The 16,381-nt window shown below is 57.4% G+C and carries 13 protein-coding genes and 1 tRNA gene; all 14 read left to right on the top strand.

The features are described 5' to 3' along the window. Positions 1 to 102 (top strand): EF-Tu C-terminal domain-related protein (locus ACURWW_RS16845; RefSeq protein WP_445618324.1); only part of this gene is annotated, 102 nt, incomplete at its 5' end. A 79-nt stretch (positions 103 to 181) separates the two neighbouring features. Further along, positions 182 to 257: transfer RNA gene (locus ACURWW_RS16850), tRNA-Trp, on the top strand. A 44-nt stretch (positions 258 to 301) separates the two neighbouring features. Further along, entirely contained in the window at positions 302 to 670 is a 369-nt protein-coding gene (secE, locus tag ACURWW_RS16855) for a preprotein translocase subunit SecE (RefSeq protein ID WP_445618313.1), read from the top strand. Positions 671 to 679: 9 nt separating this feature from the next. Further along, positions 680 to 1,213, top strand: coding sequence for a transcription termination/antitermination protein NusG (gene nusG / locus ACURWW_RS16860; protein WP_445618314.1), 534 nt, complete (start codon positions 680 to 682; stop codon positions 1,211 to 1,213). A gap of 109 nt (positions 1,214 to 1,322) precedes the next feature. Then, on the top strand, positions 1,323 to 1,754 hold the full coding sequence (gene rplK, locus ACURWW_RS16865) for a 50S ribosomal protein L11 (RefSeq protein WP_445618315.1): 432 nt from the start codon (positions 1,323 to 1,325) through the stop codon (positions 1,752 to 1,754). Position 1,755: 1 nt separating this feature from the next. After that, the gene (gene rplA / locus ACURWW_RS16870; protein ID WP_445618316.1) at positions 1,756 to 2,451 is read left to right on the top strand and encodes a 50S ribosomal protein L1; all 696 of its coding nucleotides are present in this window, start codon (positions 1,756 to 1,758) and stop codon (positions 2,449 to 2,451) included. Between the two features lie 346 nt (positions 2,452 to 2,797). Beyond that, positions 2,798 to 3,331 carry a 50S ribosomal protein L10 gene (gene rplJ / locus ACURWW_RS16875; RefSeq protein ID WP_445618317.1) on the top strand — a complete coding sequence of 178 codons (534 nt, stop codon included), beginning with the start codon at positions 2,798 to 2,800 and terminating at the stop codon, positions 3,329 to 3,331. A gap of 69 nt (positions 3,332 to 3,400) precedes the next feature. After that, positions 3,401 to 3,778, top strand: coding sequence for a 50S ribosomal protein L7/L12 (rplL, locus tag ACURWW_RS16880; RefSeq protein ID WP_445618318.1), 378 nt, complete (start codon positions 3,401 to 3,403; stop codon positions 3,776 to 3,778). A gap of 432 nt (positions 3,779 to 4,210) precedes the next feature. Then, positions 4,211 to 8,296, top strand: a complete 4,086-nt coding sequence (rpoB, locus tag ACURWW_RS16885; RefSeq protein ID WP_445618319.1) for a DNA-directed RNA polymerase subunit beta — start codon at positions 4,211 to 4,213, stop codon at positions 8,294 to 8,296. A 140-nt stretch (positions 8,297 to 8,436) separates the two neighbouring features. After that, entirely contained in the window at positions 8,437 to 12,660 is a 4,224-nt protein-coding gene (rpoC, locus tag ACURWW_RS16890; RefSeq protein ID WP_445618320.1) for a DNA-directed RNA polymerase subunit beta', read from the top strand. A gap of 294 nt (positions 12,661 to 12,954) precedes the next feature. Then, positions 12,955 to 13,326 (top strand): 30S ribosomal protein S12, encoded by a 372-nt coding sequence (gene rpsL / locus ACURWW_RS16895; protein WP_445618321.1) that lies wholly within the window; start codon positions 12,955 to 12,957, stop codon positions 13,324 to 13,326. A 168-nt stretch (positions 13,327 to 13,494) separates the two neighbouring features. Then, a complete protein-coding gene (gene rpsG / locus ACURWW_RS16900) occupies positions 13,495 to 13,965 on the top strand; it encodes a 30S ribosomal protein S7 (RefSeq protein WP_445618322.1) in 471 nt (156 codons plus the stop codon). 136 nt (positions 13,966 to 14,101) lie between these two features. Next, positions 14,102 to 16,207 carry an elongation factor G gene (gene fusA / locus ACURWW_RS16905; RefSeq protein WP_445618323.1) on the top strand — a complete coding sequence of 702 codons (2,106 nt, stop codon included), beginning with the start codon at positions 14,102 to 14,104 and terminating at the stop codon, positions 16,205 to 16,207. Positions 16,208 to 16,247: 40 nt separating this feature from the next. Further along, on the top strand, positions 16,248 to 16,381 hold a 134-nt coding region (locus tag ACURWW_RS16910; protein WP_445618211.1), incomplete at its 3' end, for a GTP-binding protein.

Here is a 16,381-nt window from a genome sequence, read left to right on the forward strand (position 1 = left end):
ACCCTGATCGCCCCGATTGCGATGGAAGAAGGCCTGCGCTTCGCAATCCGCGAAGGTGGTCGCACCGTCGGCGCCGGTGTGGTATCCAAAGTAATCGAGTAAGACACAGTCCGAGCCATTGGGGGCCGCCAGCAGCGTTTCGCTCTGGTGGTCCGCAAGAGTGGCTTGGCCAGATTTTCCTAGGCCAGTAGTTCAATTGGTAGAGCACCGGTCTCCAAAACCGGCTGTTGGGGGTTCGAGTCCCTCCTGGCCTGCCATTTACGCGTTATTCGTACGTATAAGATAAGGTTGGCGCTTGCCAATGAACGCAAAAACTGAGGCTCCTGAATACCGCTTGGATTTTCTCAAGTGGCTGCTTGTCGCATTGCTTGTGGCGGGCGGTATTTTCGGCAATTCCTATTTTTCCGAGATTTCTCTCGCATTCCGCGTTCCGGCCTTGCTGGCTGGTGCATTGGTGGCCCTCTTTATCGCCGTCAACACGGCGAAAGGTGCGGCTCTGTGGAGTCTGTTGAAAGAGTCCGTAGTTGAAGTGCGCAAGGTCGTTTGGCCCACGGTGCAGGAAACCCATCAAACAACGCTGATCGTGATTGTCGTCGTTCTTCTGATGGCGGGAATCCTATGGGCGTTGGACTCCTTGTTGGGTTGGATTGCCTCACTCATTCTAGGATAAGGCTCAACCATGGCAAAACGCTGGTACGTAGTACATGCCTACTCCGGCTACGAGAAAAAAGTAGCCGCCGCGCTCAAGGAGCGTATCGAGCGGCATGGTATGCAAGATAGCTTTGGCGACATCATGGTTCCCACCGAAGAAGTGGTGGAAATGCGTGGCGGCCAGAAGCGCAAGAGCGAACGCAAATTTTTCCCGGGTTACGTCCTCGTGCAGATGGAGTTGAACGACGATACCTGGCATTTGGTCAAGGATACCCCGCGTGTCATGGGTTTCATCGGCGGCAAGGCGGACCAGCCTGCCCCGATCACCGAGCGGGAGGCCCAGGCCATCTTGCAGCGCGTGGATGACTCGGTCGAAAAACCGAAGCCCAAAACGATCTTTGAGCCCGGCGAAATGGTTCGGGTTACTGATGGCCCCTTCAACGATTTCAACGGTGTCGTGGAAGAGGTTAATTACGAAAAGAACAAATTGCAGGTTGCAGTCCTGATCTTTGGTCGCTCCACTCCGGTTGAGTTGGACTTCAGTCAGGTGGAAAAAACCTAGGGCGTGAGATAGCTCTCGCGCTCACTTCTTGTGAACCACCCAGGGGAGCCGGTGACGATCAACATGTCGTTGATCTGAGGCGTTAATACCCACAACAGGAGGCCCAATCATGGCCAAGAAAATCGACGCCTATATCAAGCTGCAGGTTGCAGCTGGTCAGGCAAATCCCAGTCCCCCCGTTGGTCCTGCGCTCGGTCAGCACGGCGTGAACATCATGGAGTTCTGCAAGGCGTTCAATGCCCAAACCCAGGGCATGGATCCCGGCAGCCCCGTGCCCGTGGTGATCAGCGTTTACAGCGACCGCAGCTTCACCTTCACCATGAAGACTCCGCCCGCAGCGTTTCTGCTGAAAAAAGCAGCAGGAATCAAGAGCGGCAGCGGCAAGCCCAACACCGACAAGGTGGGCAAGGTGACTCGCGAGCAACTGGAAGAGATCGCCAAGGTGAAGCAGCCGGACCTGACCGCTTCCGATATGGAAGCCGCACTGCGCACCATTGCTGGTAGCGCTCGCAGTGCCGGTATCGAAGTGGAGGGTCTGTAAGATGGCAAAACTCACTAAGCGACAGAAGCTGTTCAAGGAAAAAGTCGACAGCGCGAAGCTCTACACCTTTGAGGAGGCTGTAGCTCTTCTCAAGGAGCTGTCCAACGCCAAGTTCCCGGAAACTGTTGAAGCGGCCATCAACCTGGGCATCGATCCGCGCAAATCCGATCAGGGTGTTCGCGGCGCGACTACGCTGCCCCACGGTGCGGGCAAAGATGTCCGTGTGGCTGTGTTTGCTCAGGGTAACAACGCCGACGCAGCCAAAGAAGCGGGCGCTGATCTGGTTGGCATGGATGACCTGGCCGAGCAGATCAAAGGCGGCACCATGGATTTTGACGTTGTAATTGCCGAGCCCGCCGCTATGCGCGTTGTTGGTCAGCTTGGTCAGATCCTCGGTCCCCGCGGCCTCATGCCGAACCCGAAAACCGGCACCGTAACGCCTGATGTTGCATCGGCGGTCAAGAACGCCAAAGCCGGTCAGGTGCGGTATCGCGCCGACAAGGGCGGGATCATCCACGGCGGCATCGGCAAGGTTTCCTTCGAAGACAATGCCATCAAGGAAAACCTCGAAGCCTTGATTGCCGACCTGAAAAAGGCAAAGCCCTCCTCTTCGAAGGGTGTATACCTTAAACGGGTTGCGCTGAGCACCACCATGGGTCCGGGGCTCGCGATCGACCAGGGCTCGCTGAACATCTAATGCGTTCCGGCGCATAGCCGCCGGAAGGCAACGAACTTTGGGGTTTGCGCAAATCCTCGGGTCTGCGCAAGCTGTCAAAGACCGTAGGAGGGTGCTGCATTGGTTATTGTTCGCCAATGAAGCTTACCTTAAATGATTTCGGGTCCGCGCCTTGGCGTGAAGCTCGACAAAATCCTACGCAGATGGTGAATCCCAATTCAGTTTCTTCTTATTGATTGAGCTGGATTAGATCACCGCAATCGTTTTGCCATACAGGCTCGCCCTGTTAGGTAGAACACTTGAGAGTGAACTCAGTTGCAGGAGGCATTTGCCCTCGGCAGCTGTTTTCTTATCCAGGAGAAATCTCGTGGCATTAAGACTCGAAGACAAAAAAGCGATTGTCGCTAGTGTTAACGAGACTGCAAGCAATGCCCTGTCACTGGTTATCGCCGACGCGCGCGGCGTTAACGTGACAGACCTGACTGCCCTGAGAAAGCAGGCACGCGAAAACAACGTCACCCTGCAGGTGATTCGCAATACTCTTGCGAAACGCGCTGTGGCCGGGACAGAGTTTGAGTGTGTTCAGGAAGCCCTGGTGGGTCCGTCAATCTTCGGGTTTTCAATGGAAGACCCGGGTGCGGCGGCGCGCCTGTTCAAAGATTTCGCCAAGCAAAACGAAAAATTTGAGGTTAAAGCGCTTTCTGTCGGTGGCAAGCTTCTGGCCGCTTCGCAAATTGATGCGCTCGCTAAATTGCCGACTCGTGATGAGGCTCTGGCAATGCTGGCAAGCGTGATGATTGCGCCGGTCACGAAGTTGGTTCGCACGTTCAATGAAGTGCCTGCCAAAGTCACTCGGGTGGTTGCTGCAGTTGGCGACAAAAAACGTGAAGAAGCTGCTTAAACTCAACAACCTTGAGTTTCGGAAAGTTCCTTCGAAAGTAAACTATTTAAGTATCTGGAGATCTGAGTCATGGCTCTGTCAAAAGAAGACATTTTAAACGCCATTGCCGAAATGTCCGTAATGGACGTTGTCGAGCTTGTTGAAGCAATGGAAGAGAAGTTCGGTGTTTCTGCTCAGGCAGCTGTTGCTGTTGCCGCTGCACCTGCGGGTGAAGCTGCGCCGGCCGCAGAAGAGAAGACCGAGTTCGATATCGTCCTGACCGCAGCAGGCGACAAGAAGGTCAACGTGATCAAAGCGGTTCGTGCGATCACCGGCCTGGGCCTGAAAGAAGCCAAGGATCTGGTAGACGGCGCTCCATCCACAGTGAAGGAAGCTGCCAGCAAAGAAGACGCGGAAGACGCGAAAAAGCAACTGGAAGAAGCTGGAGCGACTGTAGAGCTCAAGTAATTGGCTTTGCGGACTCCTGCATCAATCAGTTTGGATCGGGTCGGCGGACGAAAGTCTGCCGGCCTTTTCCTGTTTGTGAGCTTTCTGTCCCGAGCGCTCTGTGAGCAGAGCTTTCCGGTCAGACAACTTTAAGTGGTTTATCAAACAACTTAGTGGCTTAGAGCTTTGGTCCGCGGCAGTGTTTCAGTTCGTCTGGGTTCACTGCCATTGAAGCTTAGAATGCTGCAACCATGAGGGCAAGCCCGGTTTTGCAACCCTTGATTTGCAACTTGAGGTGCATGCCCCAGTGGCAAGTTCTCGCAAGCGCAGGAAGCGCGTGCACAGTGGCTGACAGTCGCCAGAATGATTGTCGCCGCGCCGATTCAAACAGCGAGTTTCGACTGGCTGTACAGTAACACTCCGCCCACTCTGTGAACAAGCTGGGGAATATTGATGGCTTACTCATACACCGAGAAAAAACGTATCCGCAAGGATTTTGGTAAATGGAAAGACGTCATGGACGTCCCATTTCTCCTTGCGATTCAGTTGGACTCCTATCAAAAGTTTACCCAAGCCGATGTGACCGCCGAGCAGCGCCTGGATATCGGTTTGCAGGCCGCGTTCAAATCGGTGTTCCCCATTGTCAGCTACTCCGGTAACGCTGCCCTGGAATACGTGAGCTATGCCCTGGGTCGGCCCGTCTTTGATGTGACTGAATGTGTCTCCCGCGGCGCGACCTTCGCGGTTCCCCTGCGGGTCAAGGTTCGCCTGATCATTTATGACAAGGAGTCAGCCAACAAAGCTATTAAAGACATCAAGGAGCAGGAAGTTTACATGGGCGAGATCCCGCTCATGACCGAAAACGGTACCTTTGTGATCAATGGTACCGAGCGCGTGATTGTTTCCCAGCTCCACCGTTCCCCGGGTGTGTTCTTTGATCACGACAAGGGCAAGACTCATTCCTCCGGCAAGCTGTTGTACTCTGCGCGGGTAATTCCTTACCGTGGGTCATGGCTCGACTTCGAGTTTGATCCGAAGGATATGGTCTATGTGCGCATCGATCGCCGACGCAAGTTGCCGGCCACTATTTTGCTGCGCGCCCTGGGCTACGAAGCCGAAGAAATTCTCGACATGTTCTTCGATACCAGCACCTTCCTGATTGGGAAGGACGGTGAGTTCCAGCTGGAGTTGGTGCCATCGCGCATGCGTGGCGAGGTGGCCTCATTTGATATCAAGGACAAAAAGGGCAAGGTCATCGTTGAGGAAGGGCGACGTATTACCGCGCGCCACATACAGCAGATGGAAAAGGCCAAGCTGGAGCAGCTCGACGTTCCGGCCGAGTACCTGGTGGGCCGTTCGCTGGCCAAAAACATTGTGGATACCGAAACGGGCGAGCTGCTGTTCGAGTGCAACACCGAAATTACCGATGAAGTGATTGCCAAGTTGGCCGAAGCCAATGTGGACCGCATCGAAACTCTTTATACCAACGACCTGGATCGCGGCCCGTTCATCTCAGACACGCTCCGCGCAGATCCCACCCGCACCGAGCTGGAAGCGTTGGTGGAAATCTACCGAATGATGCGTCCCGGCGAGCCTCCCACAAAGGAGTCGGCGGAAGCACTGTTCCAAAACCTGTTCTTCAGTTCCGTGCGATACGATCTGTCCGCGGTCGGTCGAATGAAGTTCAACCGTCGTCTGGGTATCGAGGGCGAAGAGGGCGAAGGAACTCTGAGCCGGGAAGATATTGTCCTGGTGCTGAAAACCCTCGTGAACATCCGCAACGGCAATGGCGTAGTGGATGACATCGATCACCTGGGTAACCGTCGTGTTCGCTCCGTTGGTGAGATGGCGGAAAACGCCTTCCGCGTGGGCCTGGTGCGCGTGGAGCGGGCGGTGAAGGAGCGGTTGTCCATGGCGGAGTCCGAAGGGTTGATGCCTCAGGACCTTATCAACGCCAAGCCTGTGGCAGCTGCTGTGAAAGAGTTCTTCGGGTCGAGTCAGCTGTCCCAGTTCATGGATCAGAACAACCCCCTGTCGGAGGTGACGCACAAGCGCCGTGTCTCCGCGTTGGGCCCGGGCGGCCTGACCCGCGAGCGTGCGGGTTTCGAAGTACGTGACGTACACCCGACCCATTACGGTCGTGTCTGTCCCATCGAGACGCCGGAAGGTCCGAACATCGGGCTGATCAACTCATTGGCTACGTACGCGCGGACCAACGATTATGGCTTCCTTGAAAGCCCCTATCGTCGCGTGATGGACGGCAAGGTGACGGATCAGATCGACTACCTGTCGGCCATCAACGAAGCGGAGTACGTGATCGCCCAGGCGTCTGCGGCTCTGGATGAGAAAGGCAAGCTGGTGGACGAACTGGTGTCTGTGCGTCACCAGAACGAATTCACCCTCAAATCCCCGGAAGACGTGGAATACATGGATGTGTCTCCGCGTCAGGTGGTCTCGGTCGCCGCATCCCTGATTCCATTCCTGGAGCACGATGACGCGAACCGCGCACTGATGGGTTCGAACATGCAGCGGCAGGCGGTTCCCACCTTGAAGGCCGAAAAGCCGCTGGTGGGAACAGGTATGGAGCGCATCGTGGCCTCCGATTCCGGCGTGTGCGAAGTGGCCCGCAATGGCGGTGTGATTGAGAGCGTGGATTCCGGTCGGATCGTTGTTCGTGTCAACGACGACGAAGTTCAGAGCGGCGACGCCGGTGTGGATATCTACAACCTGACCAAATACACCCGTTCGAACCAGAACACCTGCATCAACCAGCGCCCCATTGTTCGCGTGGGCGACCGGGTGGCTCGTGGTGACGTCCTGGCGGATGGTCCGTCGGTGGATATGGGCGAACTGGCCCTTGGTCAGAACATGCGTATCGCGTTCATGCCCTGGAATGGCTACAACTTCGAGGACTCCATCCTCATCTCCGAACGGGTTGTGCAGGACGATCGCTTTACCACGATTCACATCCAGGAGCTGACGTGCATCGCGCGCGATACCAAGCTGGGCAGTGAAGAAATTACCGCCGACATCCCCAACGTGGGTGAAGGTGCGCTGGCCAAACTGGATGAGTCCGGCATCGTGTACATCGGCGCGGAAGTGGGCCCGGGCGATATCCTGGTGGGCAAGGTGACGCCGAAAGGTGAAACCCAGCTGACTCCCGAGGAAAAACTGCTGCGTGCAATCTTCGGCGAAAAAGCCTCCGACGTGAAGGATACATCCCTGCGCGTGCCCTCCAGCACTCGCGGTACCGTCATCGACGTGCAGGTATTCACACGCGACGGTCTGGAAAAGGACCAGCGGTCCCTGGAAATCGAGAAGGCCCAGCTTGACGAGGTCCGCAAGGATCTGAACGAAGAGTACCGCATCGTTGAGCGAGCCACTTTCGAGCGGCTGCAGCGCGCGCTGGCAGGCCAGAAGGTCAACAGCGGGGCCGGCTTCAAGAAAGGGGCTGTGCTCAAGGAAGAAGATCTGGAGAAGCTGGACAGCGACAGCTGGTTCAAGCTGCGCATGGCCGACGATGAGCTCAACCAGCTACTCGATCGCGCATCGGAGCAATTGGCGGAGCGGCGCAAGATTCTTGACGAGAAGTTTGAAGACAAGAAGAAAAAGCTGGCCACCGGCGACGATCTGGCGCCAGGCGTGCTCAAGATCGTCAAATGCTACGTGGCGATCAAGCGACGCATTCAGCCCGGCGACAAGATGGCGGGACGACACGGGAACAAGGGTGTTATCTCGGTGATCATGCCCGAGGAAGACATGCCCTACGATGAAAACGGCGAGACTGTGGACATCGTACTCAACCCTCTGGGTGTGCCTTCGCGGATGAACGTAGGTCAGATTCTGGAGACCCACCTGGGCATGGCTGCCAAGGGTCTGGGCGTGAAGATCGACCGAATGTTGCAGGAGCAGCGCAAGGTTGCCGAGCTTCGCGATTTGCTGGAGGAGATCTACAACCGAACCGGTACCGCCAAGGACAAGGAAGACCTGAAGTCATTCAGCGACGAAGACATTCTCGAGCTGGCGAAAAACCTGCGCGGTGGCGTGCCCATGGCGACTCCGGTTTTCGACGGCGCTCATGAAGACGAGATCAAGGCGTTGCTGCGGCTCGCAGATCTGTCCGACACCGGACAGGCTACGCTGTATGACGGCCGCACCGGCGACCAGTTCGCACGCCCGGTTACCGTCGGCTACATGTACATGCTGAAGCTCAACCACCTTGTGGAAGACAAGATGCATGCTCGTTCCACTGGTTCCTACAGTCTTGTCACCCAGCAGCCGCTCGGTGGTAAAGCTCAGTTTGGTGGCCAGCGGTTCGGGGAGATGGAGGTCTGGGCCCTCGAGGCCTACGGTGCCGCTTACACCCTGCAGGAGATGCTCACTGTGAAGTCGGATGACGTGGCTGGTCGAACCAAGATGTACAAGAACATCGTGGATGGCGACCACCGCATGGAGCCCGGCATGCCCGAGTCCTTCAACGTGCTGGTGAAAGAGATTCGGTCGCTCGGCATCAACATGGAACTCGAGCACGACCAGTAGCGCTGAATGAAAGCAGGCAATAGCGTCGATTAATATCCGCGGCGGGCAGGTCAAGCGTTTCGTGAATATGGAATTTGCGAACGGATGACGGAAGCCCGCTCAGAATACCCAAAGGGCGAATGCCCCCTGGAGGAAAGGCCTTGAAAGACTTACTGAACCTACTGAAAACCCAAGGGCAGGTAGAAGAGTTTGACTCCATCCGCATCGCTCTGGCTTCGCCAGAGATGATTCGCTCCTGGTCTTTTGGTGAAGTCAAAAAGCCGGAAACGATCAATTACCGGACCTTCAAGCCCGAACGCGAAGGGCTGTTCTGCGCCAAGATCTTCGGCCCGGTGAAGGACTACGAGTGTCTCTGCGGCAAATACAAGCGCATGAAGCACCGTGGCATCATCTGCGAAAAGTGCGGCGTGGAAGTAACGCTGTCCAAGGTCCGGCGGGACCGTATGGGCCACATCGAGCTGGCCAGCCCCGTGGCGCACATCTGGTTTCTGAAGTCACTGCCGAGCCGCATCGGTCTGCTGCTCGATATGACCTTGCGCAGCATCGAGCGCGTGCTTTACTTCGAATCCTACGTCGTCACCGATCCGGGCATGACCACCCTCGAAAAAGGCCAACTGCTGACTGACGAGCAGTACTTCGAAGCCATGGAAGAGTTCGGCGATGAATTCTCCGCGAAGATGGGTGCGGAAGCCATCCAGGACCTGATGCGCGACATCAACCTGGAGGCCGAGGTTCAGCGTCTGCGTGAAGAGATTCCCGCAACCAACAGCGAAACCAAGATCAAGAAGCTGTCGAAGCGTCTGAAACTTCTGGAAGCCTTCCACAGTTCCGGCAACAAGCCCGAATGGATGGTGCTGGAAGTGCTCCCGGTGCTTCCGCCGGATCTGCGCCCGCTCGTTCCCCTGGACGGTGGCCGGTTTGCGACTTCCGATCTGAATGATCTGTATCGTCGGGTAATCAACCGCAACAATCGCCTCAAGCGCCTGCTGGACCTGAATGCTCCCGACATCATCGTGCGCAACGAGAAGCGCATGCTGCAGGAGTCTGTCGATGCGCTGCTCGATAACGGCCGTCGCGGTCGAGCCATCACCGGCTCCAACAAGCGTCCGTTGAAGTCCCTGGCTGACATGATCAAAGGCAAGCAGGGTCGCTTCCGTCAGAACCTGCTGGGTAAGCGTGTGGACTACTCCGGCCGTTCCGTCATCGTGGTCGGGCCCACTCTGCGTTTGCATCAGTGTGGTCTGCCCAAGAAAATGGCTCTGGAGCTTTTCAAGCCCTTCATCTTCAGCAAGCTGGAATTGCGCGGGCTGGCGACCACGATCAAAGCGGCCAAGAAAATGGTCGAGCGTCAGGAGGCTGTGGTCTGGGATATCCTCGATGAAGTGATCCGGGAACACCCGGTATTGCTGAACCGCGCACCCACTCTGCACCGTTTGGGCATCCAGGCTTTCGAGCCCGTCCTTATCGAAGGCAAGGCCATTCAGCTGCACCCGCTGGTGTGTGCTGCCTACAACGCGGACTTCGACGGCGACCAGATGGCGGTGCACGTGCCGTTGACCATCGAAGCGCAACTGGAAGCCCGCGCGCTGATGATGTCCACCAACAACATTCTGTCCCCCGCGAGCGGTGAGCCCATCATCGTGCCTTCCCAGGACGTGGTGCTCGGCCTGTACTGGATGACACGGGAGCGAGTCAACGCGCAGGGCGAAGGCATGGTGTTCTCCGACGTGGCGGAAGTGTCCCGAGCCTACCACGGCAAGGTGGTGGACCTGCAGGCGCGGATCAAGGTGCGCATTACCGAGCAGGTCGCTGGCGAAGACGGCGAGTTGCAAGCCACCACAAGCCTGGTGGATACAACGGTAGGCCGCGTGCTGCTGTGGGACATCGTGCCCGCCGGATTGCCGTTCGAGATGGTAAACCAGCCCATGGTGAAAAAGGCCATCTCTGCGGTCATCAACAGCTGCTACCGTGTGGTAGGGCTAAAGGCTACGGTTATCTTTGCCGACCAGCTCATGTACATGGGTTACGAGTTTTCCACCAAGTCCGGTTCGTCCATTGGTGTCAACGACTTCACCATCCCGGAAGAAAAGGCGGCCATCATTGCGCGCGCTGAAGAAGAGGTCTTGGAGATCGAAACCCAGTTCTCTTCCGGTCTGGTGACTCAGGGTGAGAAATACAACAAGGTCATCGACATCTGGTCCCGCGCCAACGACCTGGTGGCCAAGTCCATGATGGAAGGTATTTCCAGCGAGGCGGTCGTCGACAAGAACGGGGAGGAGGTGCTGCAGGATTCCTTCAACTCCGTATACATGTATGCGGATTCCGGGGCGCGGGGTTCGCCCGCCCAGATCCGTCAGCTGGCGGGTATGCGTGGCCTGATGGCGCGTCCCGATGGTTCGATCATCGAGACGCCGATTACGGCCAACTTCCGGGAAGGTTTGAACGTAAACGAATACTTCATTTCAACCCACGGTGCCCGTAAAGGTCTGGCGGATACAGCTCTCAAAACCGCAAACTCCGGTTACCTGACCCGCCGCCTCGTGGATGTGGCTCAGGACCTGGTAGTGACTGAGCAGGACTGCGGTACCGACGAAGGCCTGACAATGGCGCCGGTCATCGAAGGTGGGGACATCATCGAGTCGCTGGGTGACCGGATCCTCGGCCGGGTTGTGGCGCAGGACGTGGTCCGCGCGAATTCGGACGAGATTCTGGTTCCAGCGGGCACCATGATTGACGAGGCCTGGGTCGAGCGCATCGAACGAATGAGCATTGATGAGGTGATCGTACGGTCGCCCATCACCTGTGCGACCCGTTACGGCATCTGCTCCCAGTGCTACGGCCGGGATCTGGCCCGTGGTCATCGCGTCAACGTGGGCGAGGCTGTGGGTGTTATTGCCGCCCAGTCCATCGGCGAACCTGGTACCCAGCTGACCATGCGGACCTTCCATATCGGTGGTGCGGCCAGTCGGGCCTCCGCAGCCGACAGTGTTCAGGTGAAGCAGGAAGGTAATGTTCGATTCCATAACGTGAAGCTGGTGCGCCGCTCCGACGGCGAACTGATTGCCGTTTCCCGTTCGGGCGAGCTGGCGGTCGCCGACAATAATGGTCGTGAGCGTGAGCGCTACAAGATTCCTTATGGCGCGGTCATCAGTGTGGAAGATGGCGCACATGTGGAAGGTGGCGCGATAGTCGCCAAGTGGGACCCACACACCCACCCGATCGTCACCGAGGTGGCCGGTAAGGTGTCCTTCTCCGGCATGGAAGAAGGTCTGTCGGTTCGTCGCCAGACCGATGAGCTCACGGGTCTGTCCTCCATCGAGGTTCTCGACCCGTCCGAGCGTCCGGCGGCGGGCAAGGACCTGAAGCCGACCATTACACTGCTCGATGAAAACGGCAACGAACTGACCCTGGCCAACACCAACGTGCCTGCGCACTACATGCTGCCCGCCAATGCCGTGCTGACCCTGAGCGATGGCGATCAGATCCAGGTGGGTGACGTTATTGCGCGGATTCCCCAGGAAAGTTCGAAGACTCGCGACATCACCGGCGGTTTGCCCCGCGTGGCGGATCTGTTCGAGGCACGCAAGCCCAAGGAGCCTGCCATTCTCGCCGAGATCTCGGGTACTGTTTCCTTCGGGAAGGAGACCAAGGGCAAGCGCCGCCTGGTGATCACTCCCAGCGACGGTCAGCCGTTGCCCGACGGTTCCACCCACTATGAGGTTCTCATTCCCAAGCACCGCCAGCTGACTGTGTTCGAGGGCGAGCAGGTAATGAAAGGGGAGGTTGTGTCAGATGGTCCCAGCAACCCTCACGACATTCTGCGTTTGCAGGGCGTTGAGGCGCTGGCCCGCTACATTACCAACGAGATTCAGGACGTTTACCGCCTCCAGGGTGTAAAGATCAACGATAAGCACATCGAGACCATTTTGCGTCAGATGCTGCGCAAGGTTGAAATTACGGCCATGGGCGACTCGAGCTTCGTGAAAGGCGAGCAGGTGGAATGGTCCCGGGCACTGGACGAGAACGAAGCCCTGCGCGGCGATGAGCGCCAGCCCAGTCAGTTCGAGCGTCAGTTGCTGGGTATCACCAAGGCGTCTCTGGCAACGGAGTCCTTCATTTCGGCCGCTTCCTTCCAGGAAACCACCCGCGTGCTGACCGAGGCCGCAGTCACGGGCAAGATCGACAGCCTGCGCGGCTTGAAGGAAAACGTGGTGGTTGGTCGCCTGATTCCCGCGGGAACCGGCCTGGCCTACCATGCAGAACGCAAGCGTCGCCGGGAAGCGGACGTGGGCGTCTCCGAAGGCGTGAGCGCCGAAGAGGTGGAAGCAGCCCTGACCGAGGCTCTCAAGTCCAGCACCAGCTAGGCGAGAGACTCCCCGATGGGGCCCGGACGGCCGGCTTGACGTGGTCACCGGGCCTCATTACAATGCGCAACCCAATTTTCGCCGCTGGGTGGGGTTTGCGCCTGCCCTCATTTGCGGGTCCACACCCCGGACCCGGAGAGTGGCGACATTCGCCTTCGGCTTGAAGCAGTCCCGCTTCCTGAGGTCGGCGCCTTAATGAGCTTTGCCCGCCAGCGCGCCGGCAAGAGATAGATCAACAAACGAAGCAGCCCACGGTACGAAAGGGGCTGAGCCACGTGGATTTGGAGAAACTGAATGGCAACAATTAACCAATTGGTGCGAAAGCCGCGCAAGCGCAGGGTACAAAAGAGCGACGTGCCGGCACTGCAAGGCAACCCTCAGAAGCGTGGTGTCTGCACCCGCGTATACACCACCACTCCGAAGAAGCCCAACTCAGCGCTGCGTAAGGTTTGCCGTGTTCGGCTGACCAACGGCTACGAGGTGAGTTCCTACATTGGTGGTGAAGGCCACAACCTGCAAGAGCACAGTGTGGTACTGATTCGCGGGGGTCGTGTGAAGGATTTGCCCGGTGTGCGCTATCACACTGTACGCGGCAGCCTGGATACTTCCGGCGTGAGCGACCGCAAGCAGGGTCGTTCCAAGTACGGTACTAAGCGACCCAAGTAAATATATGTGGTGCTCCGTCCGGAGCGCCTTGAGCAAGCGATTCCGGGGTCGACTATGGCTCCGGCCCGGTTCCACTGTAGCGCGTCCGCGATGCAGTAAGACAGTAAGGCTAAGCCTGCACCTGCGAGGGTCAGCGTCTTAGAATCCCCCTGAAGAAGAGGAAAGATAATGCCAAGAAGACGCGTTGTTGCGAAACGTGAAGTACTGCCGGATCCCAAATACGGCAATGTAACACTCGCCAAGTTCATGAATATGGTGATGGTCAGCGGCAAGAAGTCCGTGGCCGAGCGCATTGTGTACGGTGCCCTGGATCTGGTCGAAGAGCGCCTGAAAAAGGATCCGCTGGAGGTGTTCGAGGAAGCACTGGAGAACGTTGCTCCGATCGTGGAAGTGAAGTCCCGTCGTGTGGGTGGCGCCACCTACCAGGTACCGGTGGAAGTGCGACCTTCCCGTCGGCAGGCCCTGGGCATGCGCTGGTTGGTGGAGTATTCGCGGGGCCGAGGCGAAAAATCAATGCCTCAGCGCCTGGCGGGTGAGCTTATCGATGCTTCCCAGAGCAAAGGCGGCGCCGTGAAGAAGCGGGAAGATGTGCACCGCATGGCCGAAGCCAACAAGATGTTCTCGCACTATCGATTCTAAGCGGAATTGGGGTATCAGAAGGCAGCGCACAACCGGCTGCCTTTTTGTCATTTTGACCTCGCGGTCCAGATGAGGTTTGTCGTACAGCCCGCCGCGCGATCAGATTCTTGAAGATTCAACACTGGAGATTAATGTAGTGGCTCGTAAAACTCCGTTAGCGCGTTACCGCAACATCGGTATCTGTGCCCACGTCGATGCCGGCAAAACCACCACCACCGAACGAATTCTGTTCTACACAGGCCTGTCTCACAAAATGGGTGAGACCCACGAGGGCTCTGCGACCACTGACTGGATGGAGCAGGAGCAGGAGCGCGGTATTACCATTACCTCGGCGGCTGTCACCAGCTTCTGGCAGGGTATGGACAAGCAGTTCAGCGAGCACCGCATCAACATCATCGATACTCCTGGGCACGTGGACTTCACCATCGAAGTTGAGCGTTCATTGCGCGTGCTGGATGGGGCGGTTGTCGTTCTGTGCGGTTCCTCCGGTGTGCAGCCCCAGACAGAAACTGTTTGGCGTCAGGCGAACAAGTACGAAGTGCCCCGAATGGTCTTCGTCAATAAGATGGATCGCTCCGGCGCGAACTTCGAGTGGGTGGTCGAGCAGCTGCGTGAGCGCCTGGGTGCGAATGCGGTACCCCTGCAGATGACCATCGGCGCGGAGGATGAATTCAAGGGCGTAGTCGACCTGGTCAAGATGAAGGCCATCCTCTGGAGCGAGGATGACATGGGGATGACCTTCGAATATGGAGAGATCCCTGAAGAGCTGCGAGCCAAGTGCGAAAAGATGCATGAGTACTTGGTGGAGGCCGCTGCCGAAGCGAATGAAGAGCTCATGAACAAGTACCTCGAGGGAGAGGAGCTGAGCGAGGAAGAAATCAAGCAAGGCATCCGCGCGCGCACTCTGGCCAACGAAATCGTGCCGGTTCTTGGCGGTTCCGCATTCAAAAACAAAGGTGTGCAGGCCGTCCTTGACGCGGTGATTGAGTACCTGCCCGCTCCCACGCAGGTCCGTGCGATCGAAGGTGTGCTCGACGACGGCGAAACTGTTGCTTCCCGCGAAGCAGACGACGATGCCCCGTTTGCCGCACTGGCTTTCAAAATCGCGACCGACCCCTTCGTGGGTACCTTGACGTTCTTCCGGGTTTACTCTGGAAAGCTCTCTTCCGGCGATACCGTTTACAACTCGGTTAAAGGCAAGAAGGAGCGCATCGGGCGGATGGTGCAGATGCACGCGAACGATCGTCAGGAAATCAAGGAAGTATTGGCGGGGGACATCGCCGCCGGTATCGGGCTGAAGGACGTCACCACGGGTGACACCCTTTGTGCACTGGATTCCATCATTACTCTGGAGCGCATGGAATTCCCGGAGCCGGTTATCTCTGTTGCTGTGGAGCCCAAGTCGAAGGCCGACCAGGAAAAAATGGGGATTGCGCTGGGCAAGCTCGCGCAGGAAGACCCGTCGTTCCGCGTGAAGACCGACGAGGAATCGGGTCAGACCATTATCTCCGGGATGGGCGAACTGCACCTTGATATTCTCGTTGATCGGATGCGCCGCGAATTCAACGTGGAAGCAAACATCGGTAAGCCACAGGTGGCCTACCGCGAGGCGATTCGCAACACCTGCGAGATCGAAGGAAAGTTCGTACGCCAATCCGGTGGTCGCGGTCAGTACGGCCACGTCTGGATTCGCTTCGAGCCGGGTGAGGACGAGTCGGCCGAAGGGCTGGAGTTTGTGAACGAGATCGTTGGTGGTGTTGTTCCCCGTGAATACATCCCGGCGGTACAGAAGGGCGTCGAAGAGCAGATGCAGAACGGTGTACTGGCGGGCTATCCGCTGCTGGGCCTCAAGGCAACACTGTACGACGGCTCCTTCCACGATGTGGACTCTTCCGAAATGGCGTTTAAAATTGCCGCCAGCATGGCTACCAAGAAGCTGGCCCAGCAGGGCGGCGCGGTGCTCCTGGAGCCGGTAATGAAGGTGGAAGTGGTTACGCCCGAAGAGAACATGGGTGACGTGGTTGGTGATCTCAATCGTCGCCGTGGCCTTATCCAGGGCATGGATGAAAACCCGGCGGGCAAAATCGTTACGGCGGAAGTACCCTTGGCGGAAATGTTTGGTTACGCGACGGACCTGCGTTCGGCGACCCAGGGTCGTGCGACTTTTACCATGGAGTTCGGTCGCTACGCAGAAGCGCCGAATAACGTGGCTCAGGAAGTGATCGCCAAGAACGCGAAATAAGGTCTTCGTTTCATCAATTTGTCGTTAGAGGAAATTCAAAGTGGCTAAAGAGAAATTTGAACGTAACAAACCCCACGTCAATGTAGGCACCATTGGGCACGTTGACCACGGTAAAACCACATTGACCGCGGCGCTGACCCGCGTGTGTCACGAAGTGTGGGGCACAGGTTCAGC

This window comes from Gilvimarinus sp. F26214L, from assembly GCF_054401055.1.